Source organism: uncultured Maricaulis sp., assembly GCF_947259345.1.
In the GTDB taxonomy this organism is placed as follows: Bacteria; Pseudomonadota; Alphaproteobacteria; order Caulobacterales; family Maricaulaceae; genus Maricaulis.
Map to the genome: position 1 here is coordinate 74,924 of NZ_CAMYLS010000009.1, position 14,108 is coordinate 89,031.

The 14,108-nt window shown below is 63.3% G+C and carries 13 protein-coding genes; 6 read left to right on the top strand and 7 right to left on the bottom strand.

Going from position 1 to position 14,108, the window contains the following annotated elements; translation table 11 throughout:
- Positions 1-17: 17 nt before the first annotated feature.
- From Q0X62_RS05465 to ykgO, 6 genes are all read right to left on the bottom strand, one after another.
- Positions 18-473, bottom strand: a complete 456-nt coding sequence (locus Q0X62_RS05465) for a response regulator (RefSeq protein ID WP_297732530.1) — start codon at positions 471-473, stop codon at positions 18-20.
- Positions 470-3,109 carry an ATP-binding protein gene (locus Q0X62_RS05470; RefSeq protein ID WP_297732532.1) on the bottom strand — a complete coding sequence of 880 codons (2,640 nt, stop codon included), beginning with the start codon at positions 3,107-3,109 and terminating at the stop codon, positions 470-472. The genes Q0X62_RS05465 and Q0X62_RS05470 overlap by 4 nt, the downstream gene beginning before the upstream one ends.
- Before the next feature lie 138 nt (positions 3,110-3,247).
- Positions 3,248-4,336: an acyl-CoA dehydrogenase gene (locus Q0X62_RS05475; RefSeq protein ID WP_297732534.1), complete on the bottom strand. Its 1,089-nt coding sequence runs from the start codon at positions 4,334-4,336 to the stop codon at positions 3,248-3,250.
- Positions 4,337-4,339: 3 nt separating this feature from the next.
- Complete coding sequence (locus Q0X62_RS05480) at positions 4,340-5,521, bottom strand: acyl-CoA dehydrogenase family protein (RefSeq protein WP_297732536.1); 1,182 nt, start codon at positions 5,519-5,521, stop codon at positions 4,340-4,342.
- A gap of 218 nt (positions 5,522-5,739) precedes the next feature.
- The gene (locus Q0X62_RS05485) at positions 5,740-6,354 is read right to left on the bottom strand and encodes an HAD family phosphatase (protein WP_297732538.1); all 615 of its coding nucleotides are present in this window, start codon (positions 6,352-6,354) and stop codon (positions 5,740-5,742) included.
- A 105-nt stretch (positions 6,355-6,459) separates the two neighbouring features.
- A complete protein-coding gene (gene ykgO, locus Q0X62_RS05490; RefSeq protein WP_075188610.1) occupies positions 6,460-6,585 on the bottom strand; it encodes a type B 50S ribosomal protein L36 in 126 nt (41 codons plus the stop codon).
- Positions 6,586-6,763: 178 nt separating this feature from the next.
- Between ykgO and yghX the strand changes: the two genes are divergently transcribed.
- From yghX to Q0X62_RS05515, 5 genes are all read left to right on the top strand, one after another.
- Complete coding sequence (gene yghX, locus Q0X62_RS05495) at positions 6,764-7,648, top strand: YghX family hydrolase (RefSeq protein ID WP_297732540.1); 885 nt, start codon at positions 6,764-6,766, stop codon at positions 7,646-7,648.
- A 21-nt stretch (positions 7,649-7,669) separates the two neighbouring features.
- Positions 7,670-8,842 carry an iron-containing alcohol dehydrogenase gene (locus Q0X62_RS05500; RefSeq protein WP_297732542.1) on the top strand — a complete coding sequence of 391 codons (1,173 nt, stop codon included), beginning with the start codon at positions 7,670-7,672 and terminating at the stop codon, positions 8,840-8,842.
- A gap of 75 nt (positions 8,843-8,917) precedes the next feature.
- Entirely contained in the window at positions 8,918-9,694 is a 777-nt protein-coding gene (locus Q0X62_RS05505; protein WP_297732544.1) for a DUF1194 domain-containing protein, read from the top strand.
- Positions 9,691-10,491, top strand: a complete 801-nt coding sequence (locus Q0X62_RS05510; RefSeq protein ID WP_297732546.1) for a DUF1194 domain-containing protein — start codon at positions 9,691-9,693, stop codon at positions 10,489-10,491. The genes Q0X62_RS05505 and Q0X62_RS05510 overlap by 4 nt, the downstream gene beginning before the upstream one ends.
- Positions 10,488-11,705, top strand: a complete 1,218-nt coding sequence (locus Q0X62_RS05515; RefSeq protein ID WP_297732548.1) for a lytic murein transglycosylase — start codon at positions 10,488-10,490, stop codon at positions 11,703-11,705. Before Q0X62_RS05510 ends, Q0X62_RS05515 begins: the two co-directional genes overlap by 4 nt.
- On the opposite strand, the gene Q0X62_RS05520 is transcribed toward Q0X62_RS05515, so the two are convergent.
- Positions 11,706-12,980: an MFS transporter gene (locus Q0X62_RS05520; RefSeq protein WP_297732550.1), complete on the bottom strand. Its 1,275-nt coding sequence runs from the start codon at positions 12,978-12,980 to the stop codon at positions 11,706-11,708.
- Between the two features lie 187 nt (positions 12,981-13,167).
- On the opposite strand from Q0X62_RS05520, the gene motA reads away from it, so the two are divergent.
- Positions 13,168-14,040 (top strand): flagellar motor stator protein MotA, encoded by an 873-nt coding sequence (motA, locus tag Q0X62_RS05525; protein ID WP_297732552.1) that lies wholly within the window; start codon positions 13,168-13,170, stop codon positions 14,038-14,040.
- Positions 14,041-14,108: the final 68 nt, after the last annotated feature.

Consider the following 14,108-nt stretch of genomic DNA (forward strand, 5'->3'; position numbering starts at 1 on the left):
CGAGATTTAAGGCCGTATCAGTGCGCGGTCGGGGATGCGGTCGGCAGGACGGCCGTCGCGAGCCAGAAGGCCTCGACGGCTTCCACGATTTCCTCATAGCCCAGCGCGTCGAACGGTTTGGTCATGTAGGCATTGGCGTGCAGGGCGTAACAGCGATCAACATCGGCCTCGGATGATGAGGTGGTCAGGATCAGGACCGGAATATTGGCGAGTCGATCATCATCCTTGAGGCTCTTCAGCACGTCGCGCCCGTCAATCTTCGGCAGGTTCAGGTCCAGTAGAATGATATCGGGTGTCGGCTTGTCAGCATGCTCCCCGAGGCCCCGTAGCCGGTCCAGTGCCGCTTCGCCGTCACGAGCCACTTCAAGTTCATGGCGTGCCTTGCCGCGTTCGAATGCGTCGCGCACGAGAAACTCGTCACCGGAATTATCTTCCACAATCAGTATTTTGGCAGCGCGAGGCATCTTCTTCATTCGGATTCTGTCGGCTCGGTCCCAGGGTCCGGCTTGGGCTTGGGAGCGGTTTTGGGCAGCGTGAAGCGGAAAATGCTTCCATGAGGCTTATTGTCGGAAATGGTTATCACACCGCCATGGGATTCAACAATTTTCCGGCTGATGGCGAGACCCATCCCGCTGCCGGGATAGGCATCTGGCGAATGCAGGCGCTTGAAGGGCTGGAAAATCTGATCGCGGTACTCGCGTTTGATGCCGATTCCGTTGTCGGCAACGGAAATCGTCCAGACATCGTCGCCATCTTCGGCGGAAATCCAGACTTCGGCTGTTTGGCCCTGAGGCTGAAACTTCACCGCATTGCTGATGAGATTTTGTATCAGCTGCGCCAGTCGGGCCGGGTGCCCCCGGACCACGGGCAGCTCGCCAATGTGAATATGGTCCCGAACAGCCTGCACGGACGGGCCAAGGGTCTTGAACGTGTCCTGGACCAGCTTGCCCAGCTCAATCTCGGTTCGCGTGGCGTCGGCATCGGAGTTCAGGCGGCCATAGGCGAGCAGGTCGGTGATGAGGGTCTGCATGCGTACCGTCGCATCCAGTGTGTGCTGGATATAGGTCTGGCCGGTATCGTCGAGTCGATCGCCATAGCGGCTGGCCAGAAGGCCGGTGAAATTCGAGATCAGTCGCAGCGGCTCCTGCAGATCATGGCTGGCGACGAAGGCAAAGCGTTCCAGCTCCTCATTGGCGCGCGTCAGACGCTCGATGAAGCGCTCCCGGTCTGCCTCCGCTTCGACGCGCTCCGTGATATCGCGGACAACCGTTACTGCGCCCGTCGGGCGGCCCGCGTCGTCGCGCATGGTCTCAGTCGCATATTCGGCAAAGAAGTCGCTGCCATCCTTGCGCCGAAACCGGTCAAAGCCGGCATGGGGGCTGTGCCTCTCGGCCTCCCGGATCATCTCGCAGTCGGCACGCGTATGGGGGCGGCCCTGCATGTCAACCGGGTGGATTATGTCGTGAATGACCTCGCCCGTCAGTTCCTCCGGCGCATAGCCAAACAGCTCGCCGGCGGCTGGATTGACCAGCACGCCCCTGCCGTCGGCATCGAAGCTCATGATGGCGTCGGCCGCGTGCTCGAGGATCAGCGCGAGATTGTTGGAGAGGGTGCGGGTCTCGTCTGTTTTCTCGTCAACCAGGCGCTGGACCAGATCGGTTCGCGCTGTCGAAAGCATGGCCAGGGCGTTGAGTACAGCGATGAAGCAGAAGCCGACCACGATCACGGCCCAGGATATCCAATCCTGTTCATCCATGAGGAACCGGTCCGTGGCGACATAGTCGATTTGCCAGAGCTGGTCGCCGACCGGCAACTCCCGGCTGGTCATGAGCCGTGCCCCCGCGAGGGCACTGCCATGTTGCCAGATCGTTCGGCCTGCCGCGTCCAGCCCACGAATGCGATAGGAATAAACTGAGCCCTCATTCGCAAAGGCGGGCTGGAGGATGGTGTCGATGCGGAACGTCCCGACCGCGACGCCGCGGAGCGCCTGTCGTCGCTCGCTCATGCCGGAGGGAATCGCGCGTCCCTGGAAGGCGGGAATTGCAAGGGCGATCCAGGCCCCCCGGCCGGAGGCGTTGAGGGGTGATGCGGACAGGCGCCCGGTCTCCAGCGACGCATTCACCAGATCAGGCAGGCCGTCGAAGAAATAGTCCGACGCCAAATGCCGGTCAGCGGCGACCATGAGCTGCCGACCGGACTCGAACCGAATCCCCTCCACTGGTGCCAGGAGGGCATGGCGCGACACGTTCGGACCCTCGTCAACGACCAGCCAGTGAATGGAGCTTGCACTGGCGACTTGCTCAAAGCCGATGTCAACAAAGACGGAAAACTCTTCTGCCGAAACATCTTCGGAGGCGGCGAAAAAGCCATTCAGCGATTCCAGCCTGCGCCGTGCCGCATTCAGGCTTTCCTGCAAGGCGATATGGTCTTCGGTCACCTCCGTCTCGAAATGTTCCCGACGCTGGTCCAGTGCGGCCAGCCGTGTAAGGGCGAAAGTGGTCAGGCTGATGGTCGCCAGGATCGCGAAGACCAGGGCGATATTGCGTTTGCGTCGCCGACTGACGCGATCCTTCTCAAAGAGGATAAGGAGCACGGGCGTGATCGCGGCGGCAGCTACGGCATTGCCGGCCCAGTTTCGGGCAAAGGCGGACCCGAAGTCGAGATCGGGCGGTCCGAAGCCGCCAATGGTCAGCCATGCCGAGGCGAACACAGAACCGGCCATGCTGGCCAGGATGGCGCCCAGGACAATCAGGCGGACGAGCTCCGTGCCGGTTTCCAGCGCGGCGCTGTGGCCGGGCGCGGGCTGGAGGAGGCGTCTCGCGAAGGCAGCCTGAAGTACTGCCGCGACTGCCAGGCCGAGACTTCCGCCCAGGGAACGCCAGGGCCCGGCTTCCAGGACGTAGAAGCCGTAAGGCAGGGTGAGCAGGAATACGCCCAGGCCGATGGCGGGCAAGGCGCGGTATCCGACCAGCAGGACAGCGGCGAGAATGACGGCGCCAGGCAGCCAGAGCGGTGCGAGGAAACCCGGGGGAATGGCCAGTCCGAATGAGGTTATGCCGGCGGCCAGGCAGGCAATCAGTATTATCGCGCTTGCCCTGAGATCACGCATCCGCGCAACCGCCTCCCGCCCACCGAAGCCGGGATTGGCCCCGAACCCGGATTGAACCGTAATTCCTTCGGGGCGACAATGGCTTGCATAGGAAATGAGGGGCGGGCAGCGTGTCCGCCAAGCCCGCCCCTCATTTCATCAGGCGCTTTCGGCGATGTCCGACAGCGCCATGGCTGTGCGCAGCTGGTCTTCGGTATCGCCCAGCTGGTGGTCGATCATGATCAGGCGTTTGGCATAGTGCGACCCGGAATATTCCCAGGTCATGCCGATCCCGCCATGCATCTGCACGGCTTCCTCGGCGACCAGCTTGCCGGCCCGGCCGATGAGGTTCTTGGCCTGGGCCACTGCAAGGGCGCGTGCCTTGGCGTCGCCTTCGTCCAGCTTCGCCGCAGCGTGGATGGTGATCGATCGGGCCTGTTCGATCTCGATGGAGAAATCGACCAGACGGTGCTGCAGGGCCTGGAAGAGCGCGATCGGACGACCGAATTGCTGGCGCTGCATCAGATAATCCTTGGTCATCACCTTGAGCACATCCATGGCGCCAACGGCTTCAGCGCACAGGGCGACGCGTCCGGCATCCAGGGCCAGCTCGATGGCGTCGCGCGCGTCTTCGGCAAGGCAACGCGCCTTGGTCTTGTCGAGAATGATCTCGGCCGCACCGGCGCCGTCGATCATGGCGTAGGAGAGGACTTCCGCGTCTGCGGCAGCGACTTCGTAGAGGCCCAGCTTGCCGCCGCCCGACTGGGCCGCGACCAGGATGTGGTCGGCGCAATGTCCGCCATAGACCACTGTCTTGCGACCGGTCAGCGTGTCGCCGCTGGCGCTGGTCGTGATGCTGTCGAGATCGCCATAAGCGTCGCTTTCGTCGAAGCCGAAGGCAGCTTTTTCCGCGCCCGCGATGATCGCTTCGATGCGTTCCGCCTCGCCATGGGCGGCATAGAGGCGCAGCGCCATGAGATTGCCCAGCATGGGTTCGGCACAGATGGCGCGACCCATTTCCTCGAACACGGTGGTGATATCGAAACCGGCACCCCCGAACCCGCCATCCTCCTCCGACACGAGCGCGCCAAGAATGCCGAGTTCGGCCAGCTCGGCCCATTTGGCCGGGTCGTGGAAATCGCCTTCATAAGCGACCTGGTTGCGGTGTTCGATCGGGTACTGGTCGGCCAGATAGCGACGCAGGCTATCGCCGATCATGCGGCGATCTTCAGTCGGCGTGAAATCCATGGATCAGGCTCCGAAGGTTTCTTTGGCGATGATATTGCGCTGGATCTCGTTCGATCCGCCAAAGATCGAGAGTTTGCGATTGTTGAAGTAGTTGGCCGCATTCGAGGCCGCTTCCGCCGGGGCGATGGCGTAATTGCCGATCACGTCTTCCGACGGGAAGGGGGCCGCCGTGGCACCCAGGGCGCGACGTGACAGGTCATTGATGGCCTGGCGGATCACCGTGCCCTTGATCTTCAGCATGGAGGAGACCGAACCCTGCGCATCGGCGACGCCGGACAGCATGCGCAGATTGGTCATGCGCATGGCTTCCAGATCGATCTCGACCTCGGCCACCTTGGCCGCGAAGATCGGGTCCTGGGCCAGCGGCTTGCCCTTGCGCTTGACCTTGCGAGCCAGCGCCTTGAGCTGGCTGAGCGCTTCGCTGGAGGCGCCGACACCAGCGATATTCGTGCGTTCGTGGCCAAGCAGGTATTTGGCGATCGTCCAGCCCATATTCTCCTCGCCGACCATATTGGCAGCGGGAACACGGACATCGGTGAAGAAGACCTCATTCACCTCATAGCCGCCCTCGATCAGCTTGATCGGGCGCATTTCAATGCCCGGCGTCTCGAGATCGACGAGGATGAAGGAAATGCCTTCCTGGCGCTTGCCTTCGGTCGAGGTGCGGACAAGGCAGAAGATCTTGTTGGCGAACTGGCCCAGCGTGGTCCAGGTCTTCTGCCCATTGATAATGTAATCATCACCATCGCGGATGGCGCGAGTCTTCAGGCTGGCCAGGTCGGAACCGGCACCCGGCTCGGAATAGCCCTGACACCACCAGTCCTCACCGGACAGGATGCGCGGCAGGATGGTCGCCTTCTGCTCTTCCGTGCCGAACTTGATCAGCACCGGACCCAGCATGTTGAGGCCGAAGGGAACCGTGCGCGGCGCATTGGCGCGGGCCAGCTCTTCCTCGAAAATGTGCATGTGGACCGAATTCCAGTCCGTGCCGCCATGCTCGACCGGCCAGCCCGGTGCCAGCCAGCCCTGACGGTTCAGCGTGGCGTGCCAGTTTTCCATATCGGCCTTGTTCAGGTCGCGACCATTGCGCACCTTGGTGGCCAGCTCCTCGGACAGATTGTCCTTGAGGAAGTCGCGGACTTCCTGGCGGAAGGCCTCCTCCTCGGAGGTGAAATTCAGATCCATCTTGTCTCTCCTCGCGCCCTCTTATCGACCGCATTCACGACGAAACCGGGTCCCGGTCTTGGGCCGGGCATCTCCGAGTTTCGATGACTGGGTATGTATGTAAATCAAAACCTGCCGATGTGAATAGTGCGCACCTGCAGCATTAGGTGCGGCGCTGCGGCGCAGGCGGTGTTGACGTAAGGGGAAGGTTCGCAGTCCGGCAGGCCGGAAGCCTGTTATCAGGCCGAGACGAGCAGGTCGCGGGATTCCAGCGCGGCGCTCAGGGCGGCCTTGCCGGTGAACAGCTCGGCGTCAAAGCCGTGGGCGCGGGCCGCATCGACATTCACCTGGCGGTCGTCGAAGAAGACAACCTCGTGCGGCGAGAAGGGCAGGCGGGCATCCGTGACCGCATAGATCTTCGGATCCGGCTTGATCACGCCTTCATGGGCCGAGACGATGACGTCCTTCATGTGGCGCATTTGCGGGTAGAGGCGATTGACCGGCTCGACCCACTCCGCGGGCAGATTGGTCAGCGCATATTGCGGCACGCCATGGTCGGCCAGGGCGTCCATGATCGCAGGCGTCCCGTCAACGGCGCCGTTGAGCATTTGCTCGAAACCGGTTTCCCAGGCGCGGATCGCGTCCTCGAGATGCGGATGAGCCTCGATCAGGAGCAGGCGATTCTCGGCCATCGGCACGCCGCGATCATGGGCGGCATGCCAGTCCATCGTGCAGACATTCTCGAGGAAGTGCTGGCACTCGGCGTCGGTCGCGAAGAGTTTTGAGTAGAGATAGGCGGGCGACCAGTCCAGGAGGACATTGCCGAGATCCCACAGAACGGCTTTCGTCGTCATGCCATCTCCTCAACGCAAAACCCGCGCACCTTTTCGATGCACGGGGCAAGCGGCATTCATGCTGATAAGCGGGCGCGCCTGGGTGAGGCGCTGCCGACGCGTCGACTAACCGGCGCGCGCTTTGAAGCGCGGATCGGTCTTGTTGATCACGTAGATGCGGCCACGGCGCTTCACGACCTGGCAATCGCGGTGGCGGTTTTTCAGCGATTTGATCGAGCTGCGGACTTTCATCGTATGGCCTTCGCGTTACAAGCGTAATTCAACGGAGCGCGGGAGATACTGGAGCATTTGCGGCCTGTCAACGTGTCAGGTGCGCGAAATGCGCATGTCACGCAGCCCTGCCCCGGCGAAGAATTGCCGCGCGACCGGGATGCCCTAGTCTCAGGCCACGGACAAGGGAGGGCCCCACATGACCCGCAAGACCGCCGCGGATTTCGACCAGCGCATACTCGACTTGTTTGACGGCTATGTTCACGGCCAGATGACCAAGCGCGAATTTCTCAGCCGTGCGACCCGTCTCACCATTGCCGGCGTCAGTGCTGCGGCTGTTCTGGAAGCCCTGCAGCCGGACTATGCCCTCGCCCAGCAGGTCGCGCCCGATGATCCGGATATTGTCACCGAGCGCATCCGCTACCCCTCGCCGGACGGGTATGGCGAAGTCGAGGGTCTGCTCGCGCGTCCCGCGGGGCCGGGCCCCTTCGGCGCGGTCCTGGTTGTGCACGAAAATCGCGGCCTCAATCCCTATATCGAGGATGTCGTGCGCCGCTGCGCCAAGGCCGGCTATCTGGCCCTGGGCCCGGACGGACTGACAACGCTGGGCGGTTATCCCGGCAATGATGATGAGGGGCGGGTGATGCAACGCCAACTCGACCCCCAACGCCTGCTGTCGGACTTCTTCGCCGGCTTCGAGTTCCTGGCGGGACATGCGCTTTCGACCGGCCGGGTCGGTGCGGTCGGCTTCTGCTATGGCGGGGGTGTCTGCAATGCGCTGGCCGTGGCCTATCCGGAGATGGCGTGCGCCGTGCCCTACTATGGACGCCAGGCCGCGACCGAGGATGTGCCGGGCATCGAGGCACCGCTCCAGCTGCACTATGCGGGCAATGATGATCGCATCAATGCTGGCTGGCCGGACTATGAGGCGGCCTTGCAGGCGACTGGAAAAACCTTCGAAGTGCATGTCTATGACGGTGCCAATCACGGCTTCCACAACGATACCACGCCCCGCTACGATGAAGCCGCCGCCACTCTGGCCTGGTCGCGAACGCTGGACTGGTTCGGTCGTCACATCGGCTGATGGCCAAATGCAGGAGTTGTCATGACCGCTAGCCTCGTATTGCCGCGCTTGATCCGGACCGGTTCCGGCGCTTTCGGGGAGGTCGCAGACCTGCTCAGGCGCTGCCGCGTGGTCCGGCCTATGATCGTCACCGACTCGACCATGGCCCAGCTGGGCTATGTTGATCGGCTGATCGCCCATCTCGATGAAGCCGGCCTGGCCTACGGCGTTTTCGACGCGACCGAGCCGGAACCCACCGAGACCTCGGTCATCGCGGCCCAGGCCATCCTGACGGCGGGCCTCGACGGTGCGCCCTATGACGGCCTCGTCGCCCTGGGCGGGGGGAGTGCAATCGACACTGCCAAGGCGCTCGCCGTGCTTGGGCCGCATGGCGGACGGATGCGGGACTACAAGGTGCCGCGCATCGTCGACGAGCCGGGCCTGCCGGTGATCGCCATTCCGACCACCGCGGGAACGGGATCGGAAGCGACCCGTGTCACGGTTATCACCGATCCGGAGAATGACGAGAAAATGCTGTGCATGGGGCTCGCCTTCATGCCGGTCGCCGCCATCCTCGATCCCGACCTGACCCTGTCCCTGCCCAAGCGGGTGACAGCGGATACCGGGATCGACGCGCTGACCCACGCCATCGAGGCCTATGTCAGCCGCAAGGCCTCGCCCTTCTCGGATCAGCAGGCCTTGGCCGCGATGCGCCTCATTGCCCCCAATCTGCGTCGCGCCTTCCATGATGGCGAGGATCGCGCGGCGCGCGAGGCCCTGCTGATCGGGGCCTGTTTCGGTGGCATCGCCTTTTCCAATGCCTCGGTCGCCCTCGTGCACGGGATGAGCCGACCGATCGGTGCCTTCTTCCATGTCCCGCACGGGCTTTCCAACGCCATGCTCCTGCCCGCCATCACCCGCTGGTCCATCCCGGCGGCACCCGAGCGCTATGCCGATTGCGCCCGGGCGATGGGGCTGGTCGGCGAGGCTGTGAGCGATGATCACGCCAATGAGGCGCTGCTTGCAGACCTGCAGGCCCTGAATGACGAGCTGGACGTGCCGACGCCGGCCGGGTTCGGCATTTCGCCAGAGCGCTGGCAGCAGTTGCGCCCCCTCATGGCCGAGCAGGCGCTGGCCTCCGGATCACCCGGCAATAATCCGCGCATTCCGACCGCGGACGAGATCATCGCACTCTATGATGAGGTTTGGCGGTAACACCTGATCCGCCTCGGCCTTGCCTTACAACATCGAAAGTTGCCCCGCCGAGGCGCGCTCCATAGTGTGCGCGCCATGACAGGCTTGGGTAAGACATGTGCCGCCGCACTGGCGGCCTTTTTCGTGGCTGAATCGGCGTCTTTTGCGGTTCAGCCCGGTTCGATCGATGTCGATGTCGAGCTCGTGCTCGCCGTCGATATTTCCTATTCCGTGGACGAGGAAGAGGCGCGCCGACAGCGCGAGGGCTATGTCGCCGCCCTGGCCTCTGAAGACGTGATCCGTTCCATCCAGGGCGGACCTCTGGGACGGATTGCGGTGACCTATGTGGAATGGGCGGATCGCGGCTTCCAGCGTGCCGCCGCCGACTGGACCGTGATCGGCTCGGAAGAGGATGCGCTGGCCTTTGCGTCCCGCGTCGCCGCGGCGCCGCTCGAGCGGGGGCATTATACCGCTATCGGTGCCGCCATCGCTGATGCGGTCGAGCGCCTTGAGACCAATGATTACAACGCGCCGCGTCTGATCATCGATATTTCCGGTGACGGTCCGCAAAACCAGGGCCTGCCGCTGGAACAGGCTCGTGCCATGGCGGATCAGGCGCAAGTCGTAGTCAATGGTCTGCCGGTCATCTCCTCCGGCAATGGTCGCTGGGTGCGGCCGGTCGAGGTCAATCTCGACGATTATTTCCGCGAAAATGTGATCACCGGACCGGGGGCCTTCGTTCTGCCGGCCCGGACCGAAGACGAGTTCCGCGAGGCCATCCTGCGCAAGTTGATCATCGAAATTGCCGGTGCCTTGCCCAGCCATGGCGAGGTCGACCCGCTCTACGGCACTGCGGCCGGCCGCGCGCCGTGAGACGCGGTCTAGCACTCGTTGGCGCTGTCGTGCTGTCCCTGACGCTTGGCGCCAGCGGTCGCGCGCCTGCGCCCTGGCTGGATGAGGCGCGCCCGCACGAATACACTGAGGACGGTCGCGAGTTGGTTGATCTCGAGCTTGTCCTCGCAGTCGATGTCTCATCCTCGATCGATGAGACCGAGGCCCGGCGCCAGCGCGAAGGCCATGTCGCGGCGCTTGCCGATCCCGACATCATCTCGGCCATCCAGAGCGGCGGCTATGGCCGGATCGCGGTTGTTTATCTGGAATGGGCCGATGCGGATTTCCAGCGTGTGGTCGCGCCATGGACCGTGATCGAGACCGAGCAAGACGCCCAGGTTTTCGCCGCCACGCTGGCGACGGCGCCCTTTGTGTCCGGTCGACGGACGGCCATCGGCGCCGCGATCGAAAGCGCGGTCACGCTGATGGAAGAGAATGCCTTTGAAGGCGTGCGCCAGGTCATCGATATCTCCGGCGACGGACCGCAGAATTCCGGCTCCAGCCTGAGCGCGGCGCGCCAGCGTGCTGAAGCGGCGAATATCACCATCAATGGCCTGCCGATCGCCGGTGGGCGTCAGCACCCGTTTCGCCCCTCGGTCTCCATCGATGTCAGCGCCTATTTCGAGAATCAGGTGATTGCCGGGCCGGGCGCCTTTATTTCGCCCAGCAATGAGCATGATGATTTCGTGGACGCGCTGCGACGCAAGCTTATTATCGAAATTGCCGGGCTCGATCCGCGTCTTCTTCTCGAGCCGGCTGTGCTCGTGAGGAATGGATGATCCGTCGACTGCTCGTACTCGCCGCCACTGTGTCCCTGTTCGTGTCGCCTGCCCTGGCCCAGCCAGACGGGGAGAGCTTTGCCGACTGGCGGGGGGATTTCCGCACCCGTTTGATCGCGACCGGCGTTGAAGCGGCGACGGCTGCGGACATGCTGGACGGGCTCGAGCCGGAAATGCGCATTATCGAGCGCGATCGCAGCCAGCCTGAATTTGTGCGACCGATCTGGTCCTATCTGGACATTGCGGCCTCGGACCTGCGCATCACCAATGGCCGCAATGCCTATGCCGAGTACCGCGCCGACGTCGATGCGATCGCGGCCCATTTCCGTGTGCGCCCGGAAATCCTGATCGCGATCTGGGGGCTGGAAAGCTCCTACGGCGCCATTCCGGGCAATAATGATATCGTCCAGGCGCTTGCCACGCTCGCTTGGGAAGGCCGCCGCCGTAACTGGGCCGAGGCCCAGCTGATCGCGGTCGCGGAAATGCTGGAGTCCGGTTATGCGACCCGCGCCCAGCTAACCGGCTCTTGGGCCGGCGCCATGGGCCAGATGCAATTCATCCCGACCACCTATCTCGAACGGGCGCATGACTGGGATGGAGACGGGACCCGCAATATCTGGACCGACCCGGCGGATGCGCTGGCCTCCGCCGCCAATCTTCTCGCCCGCGCTGGTTGGCGCGACGGCGCGCCGAGTATTCTGGAAGTCGCTGTGCCCGCAGATTTCGATTTCGCCACCTGGGATCCGGGCCAGTCCCGCCTGGTCAGCCAGTGGGCCATGCTGGGCCTGACACCGGCATCAGGGGAATGGGATGCGGATCACCTGATGCGCGCAGCGCGGCTGGAATTGCCGGCGGGCGGGCAGGGGCCGGGTTTTCTGACCTTCCCCAATTTCCGCGTCATCAAGCGCTATAACAATTCCACCTCCTACGCGATCGGGGTGGCCCATCTCGCCGACCGTATCGCGGGCGAGGCGGCCCTGGTCGGGCCCTGGCCAGAGGACAACCCGCCGATCAATCGCTCCCAGACCCGCGAGGTCCAGGCCGCGCTCAACGCGCTGGGTTTTGACAGTGGAACGCCGGATGGCCTGGCCGGCCCTAATACCCGTGCTGCCCTGCGCGCCTTCCAGCGGGCCAACGATCTGATCGCCGACGGCTATCTGGGCCGGACCATGTATGACGTGGTGATGGCCGCGCAGGCTGCTCAGGCGGAGTAGTCAGACGTCCGGTTCGACCTCGACCACGTCCACTGCGCGCCGGATGCCCGGGTGGTACCAGGCGATGAGGACGGCGATCACGCTCAGTACGACAGCGACATAATAGGGCACGAGGTGGCCCAGCTGGTTGTACATGAAGAGGCCGCCGACCGGACCGATGATGAAGCCGAGACCGGCCGTTGCGGTCGTGAGACCGGCGGCGCGGCCCTGCTCTTCCGGTTCCACGGCAATCGAGGCGCCACCGACAAAGCCGGATCGCGACAGGCCGAAGGCGAAGCTGATCAGGATATAGGCGGTGACGATACCGGCATAATTGGGCGCGATGATCATCAGGCCGAAACCGGCGATGGTGATAATGCCGCCGAGTGTCATCAGAACGCGCGGGCTGGCCTTGAGCGCCGGGATCACCACCAGCTGCGCCACGATCAGCGCCCCGGCCCCGGCCGCCAGCGCGATGGCGGACATCTGCAGGCCCTGATCCTCGTCCAGTCCCAACGAATCCATGATGAAGAAGGCCAGGGTGGACAGGCTCAGCGATTGCACGATCCAGGTCACACAGCCATAGCCGACAAAGGGCGCGATGCGCGGGTCGGCGGCAAAGGCGAATTGTTTGAACGGATTGATCGGCCGGTTTTGCTGTTTGGGCGGTGATTGCTCCGGCAGGAAATGCCAGACCGCCCAGGCGCCCAGGGCCACGGTGGCGGAAATGATCACCATGAAGATCGGCACACCGACCAGCTCGACCAGGGTCGCTGCCAGGGTCGGGCCGATCACCGCACCCATGCCGAAAGCCGCGGTCAGACCGGCCAGGGCTTCGGTCCGCTCCAGCGGCGTGGTGCGGTCGGCGACATAGGCCTGGGCGGCGGGGTTGGTGGCCGAGCCCAGCGAGCCGAACAGGGTTCGCGCCAGCGCCATGGCGAAAATGGCGGCCAGTGGCGGCACCCATCCGCTCTCCCCGGCCCAGGCGGCCGCCGCGAAGATCAGGGTCGAACAGGCGAACGCCGAAAGGCCGAAGACGATGAAGCCCTTGCGCCCGCGCCGGTCGGACAGGGCGCCCCAGATCGGGGTCATGGTCATGAAGAGGACGGCGGACACCGTGTAGATCGCGCCAACCCAGTATTCCGGCACCGCCAGGCCCCGCGCCAGCGGCGGCAGGATGGCGAACAGCATGTTATTGCCGATCCCGGTCGCCATCAGGCACAGGAAAAGCAGGCGAAAGGCCTTGCGCCGCTCGGTCTGGCTGGACGGGTTGGTTGGATCATAGGGCGGCGTCATGCGGCCAGACCTAGACCGCGTTCCGTCGAGCGTCCAACACCAAAACCGAAAGACGGCTATCTGTATTTGCCGACCGCCACCGGTAAACAGCCATCTAACGCCCGTTCAACCGGACATTAAGCTTACCGCGCCATAGTACGCTCAAATCGGGTGGAAAAACCGCCTGGCAGATGTGGTGGACGGGTAGATGTTTCAGATTATCGGCATTGTCGTCGTTTTCGTGATGGTGTTTGGCGGCTTCTCGCTCGCCGGTGGCCATTTCGACGTGATCATGAAGGCCTTGCCCTTCGAGATGATGATGATTGGCGGCGCTGCCGTCGGCGCTTTCCTGATCGGCAACAAGCCGAAAACGGTGATGAAGACGCTGGGCGACCTGTCCAAGATCTTCACCGGCTCGAAGTGGAAGGGACAGGACTATACCGACCTCTTGTCACTCTTGTTTTTGCTAACAAAGACAATGAAGACAAAAGGGGTGATTGCGCTGGAAAGCCATATCGAGAACCCCAAGGAAAGCACCATCTTCACCCGTTATCCGCGCATCATGAAGGACCATTTCGCGGTCGACTTCATCTGCGACACGCTGCGCATGATGACGATGAATCTGGAAGATCCGCACCAGGTTGAGGACGCGATGGAAAAGCAGCTGGAAAAGCACCATCACGAAGCCGCCGATCCGGCCCATGCCATGCAGACCATGGCCGATGGCCTGCCGGCCCTGGGCATCGTTGCCGCCGTGCTGGGTGTCATCAAGACGATGGGCGCGATCGAAAGCCCGCCGGCCGTCCTCGGTGGCTATATCGGCGGCGCGCTGGTCGGAACCTTCCTTGGCGTCTTTATCGCCTACGGCTTTGTCGGTCCGTTCGCGGCCTATATGCAGGCTGTCTATGATGAAGAGCATGCCTTCTACAAGATTATCCAGGATGTGCTGGTGGCCCACCTGCACGGCAATGCCGCCCAGATCTCCGTCGAGATCGGCCGCGGTGGCGTGCCTTCCAAGATGCAGCCCAGCTTTGTCGAGCTGGAAACAGCCCTGGACCAAATTCCCGCCGAAGCAGCCTGATCCAACAAGGCGCACACGGGTTCCTGGCGCGGAGTCGAAAGGCTCCGCGCCTTTGTTTTTGTGCAATC

Bases quoted from the DNA above. Each gene is read 5' to 3' on its own strand.
- Q0X62_RS05465 (WP_297732530.1), bottom strand. From the start codon at position 473: ATGAAGAAGATGCCTCGCGCTGCCAAAATACTGATTGTGGAAGATAAT.
- Q0X62_RS05470 (WP_297732532.1), bottom strand. From the start codon at position 3,109: ATGCGTGATCTCAGGGCAAGCGCGATAATACTGATTGCCTGCCTGGCC.
- Q0X62_RS05475 (WP_297732534.1), bottom strand. From the start codon at position 4,336: ATGGATTTCACGCCGACTGAAGATCGCCGCATGATCGGCGATAGCCTG.
- Q0X62_RS05480 (WP_297732536.1), bottom strand. From the start codon at position 5,521: ATGGATCTGAATTTCACCTCCGAGGAGGAGGCCTTCCGCCAGGAAGTC.
- Q0X62_RS05485 (WP_297732538.1), bottom strand. From the start codon at position 6,354: ATGACGACGAAAGCCGTTCTGTGGGATCTCGGCAATGTCCTCCTGGAC.
- ykgO (WP_075188610.1), bottom strand. From the start codon at position 6,585: ATGAAAGTCCGCAGCTCGATCAAATCGCTGAAAAACCGCCACCGCGAT.
- yghX (WP_297732540.1), top strand. From the start codon at position 6,764: ATGACCCGCAAGACCGCCGCGGATTTCGACCAGCGCATACTCGACTTG.
- Q0X62_RS05500 (WP_297732542.1), top strand. From the start codon at position 7,670: ATGACCGCTAGCCTCGTATTGCCGCGCTTGATCCGGACCGGTTCCGGC.
- Q0X62_RS05505 (WP_297732544.1), top strand. From the start codon at position 8,918: ATGACAGGCTTGGGTAAGACATGTGCCGCCGCACTGGCGGCCTTTTTC.
- Q0X62_RS05515 (WP_297732548.1), top strand. From the start codon at position 10,488: ATGATCCGTCGACTGCTCGTACTCGCCGCCACTGTGTCCCTGTTCGTG.
- Q0X62_RS05520 (WP_297732550.1), bottom strand. From the start codon at position 12,980: ATGACGCCGCCCTATGATCCAACCAACCCGTCCAGCCAGACCGAGCGG.
- motA (WP_297732552.1), top strand. From the start codon at position 13,168: ATGTTTCAGATTATCGGCATTGTCGTCGTTTTCGTGATGGTGTTTGGC.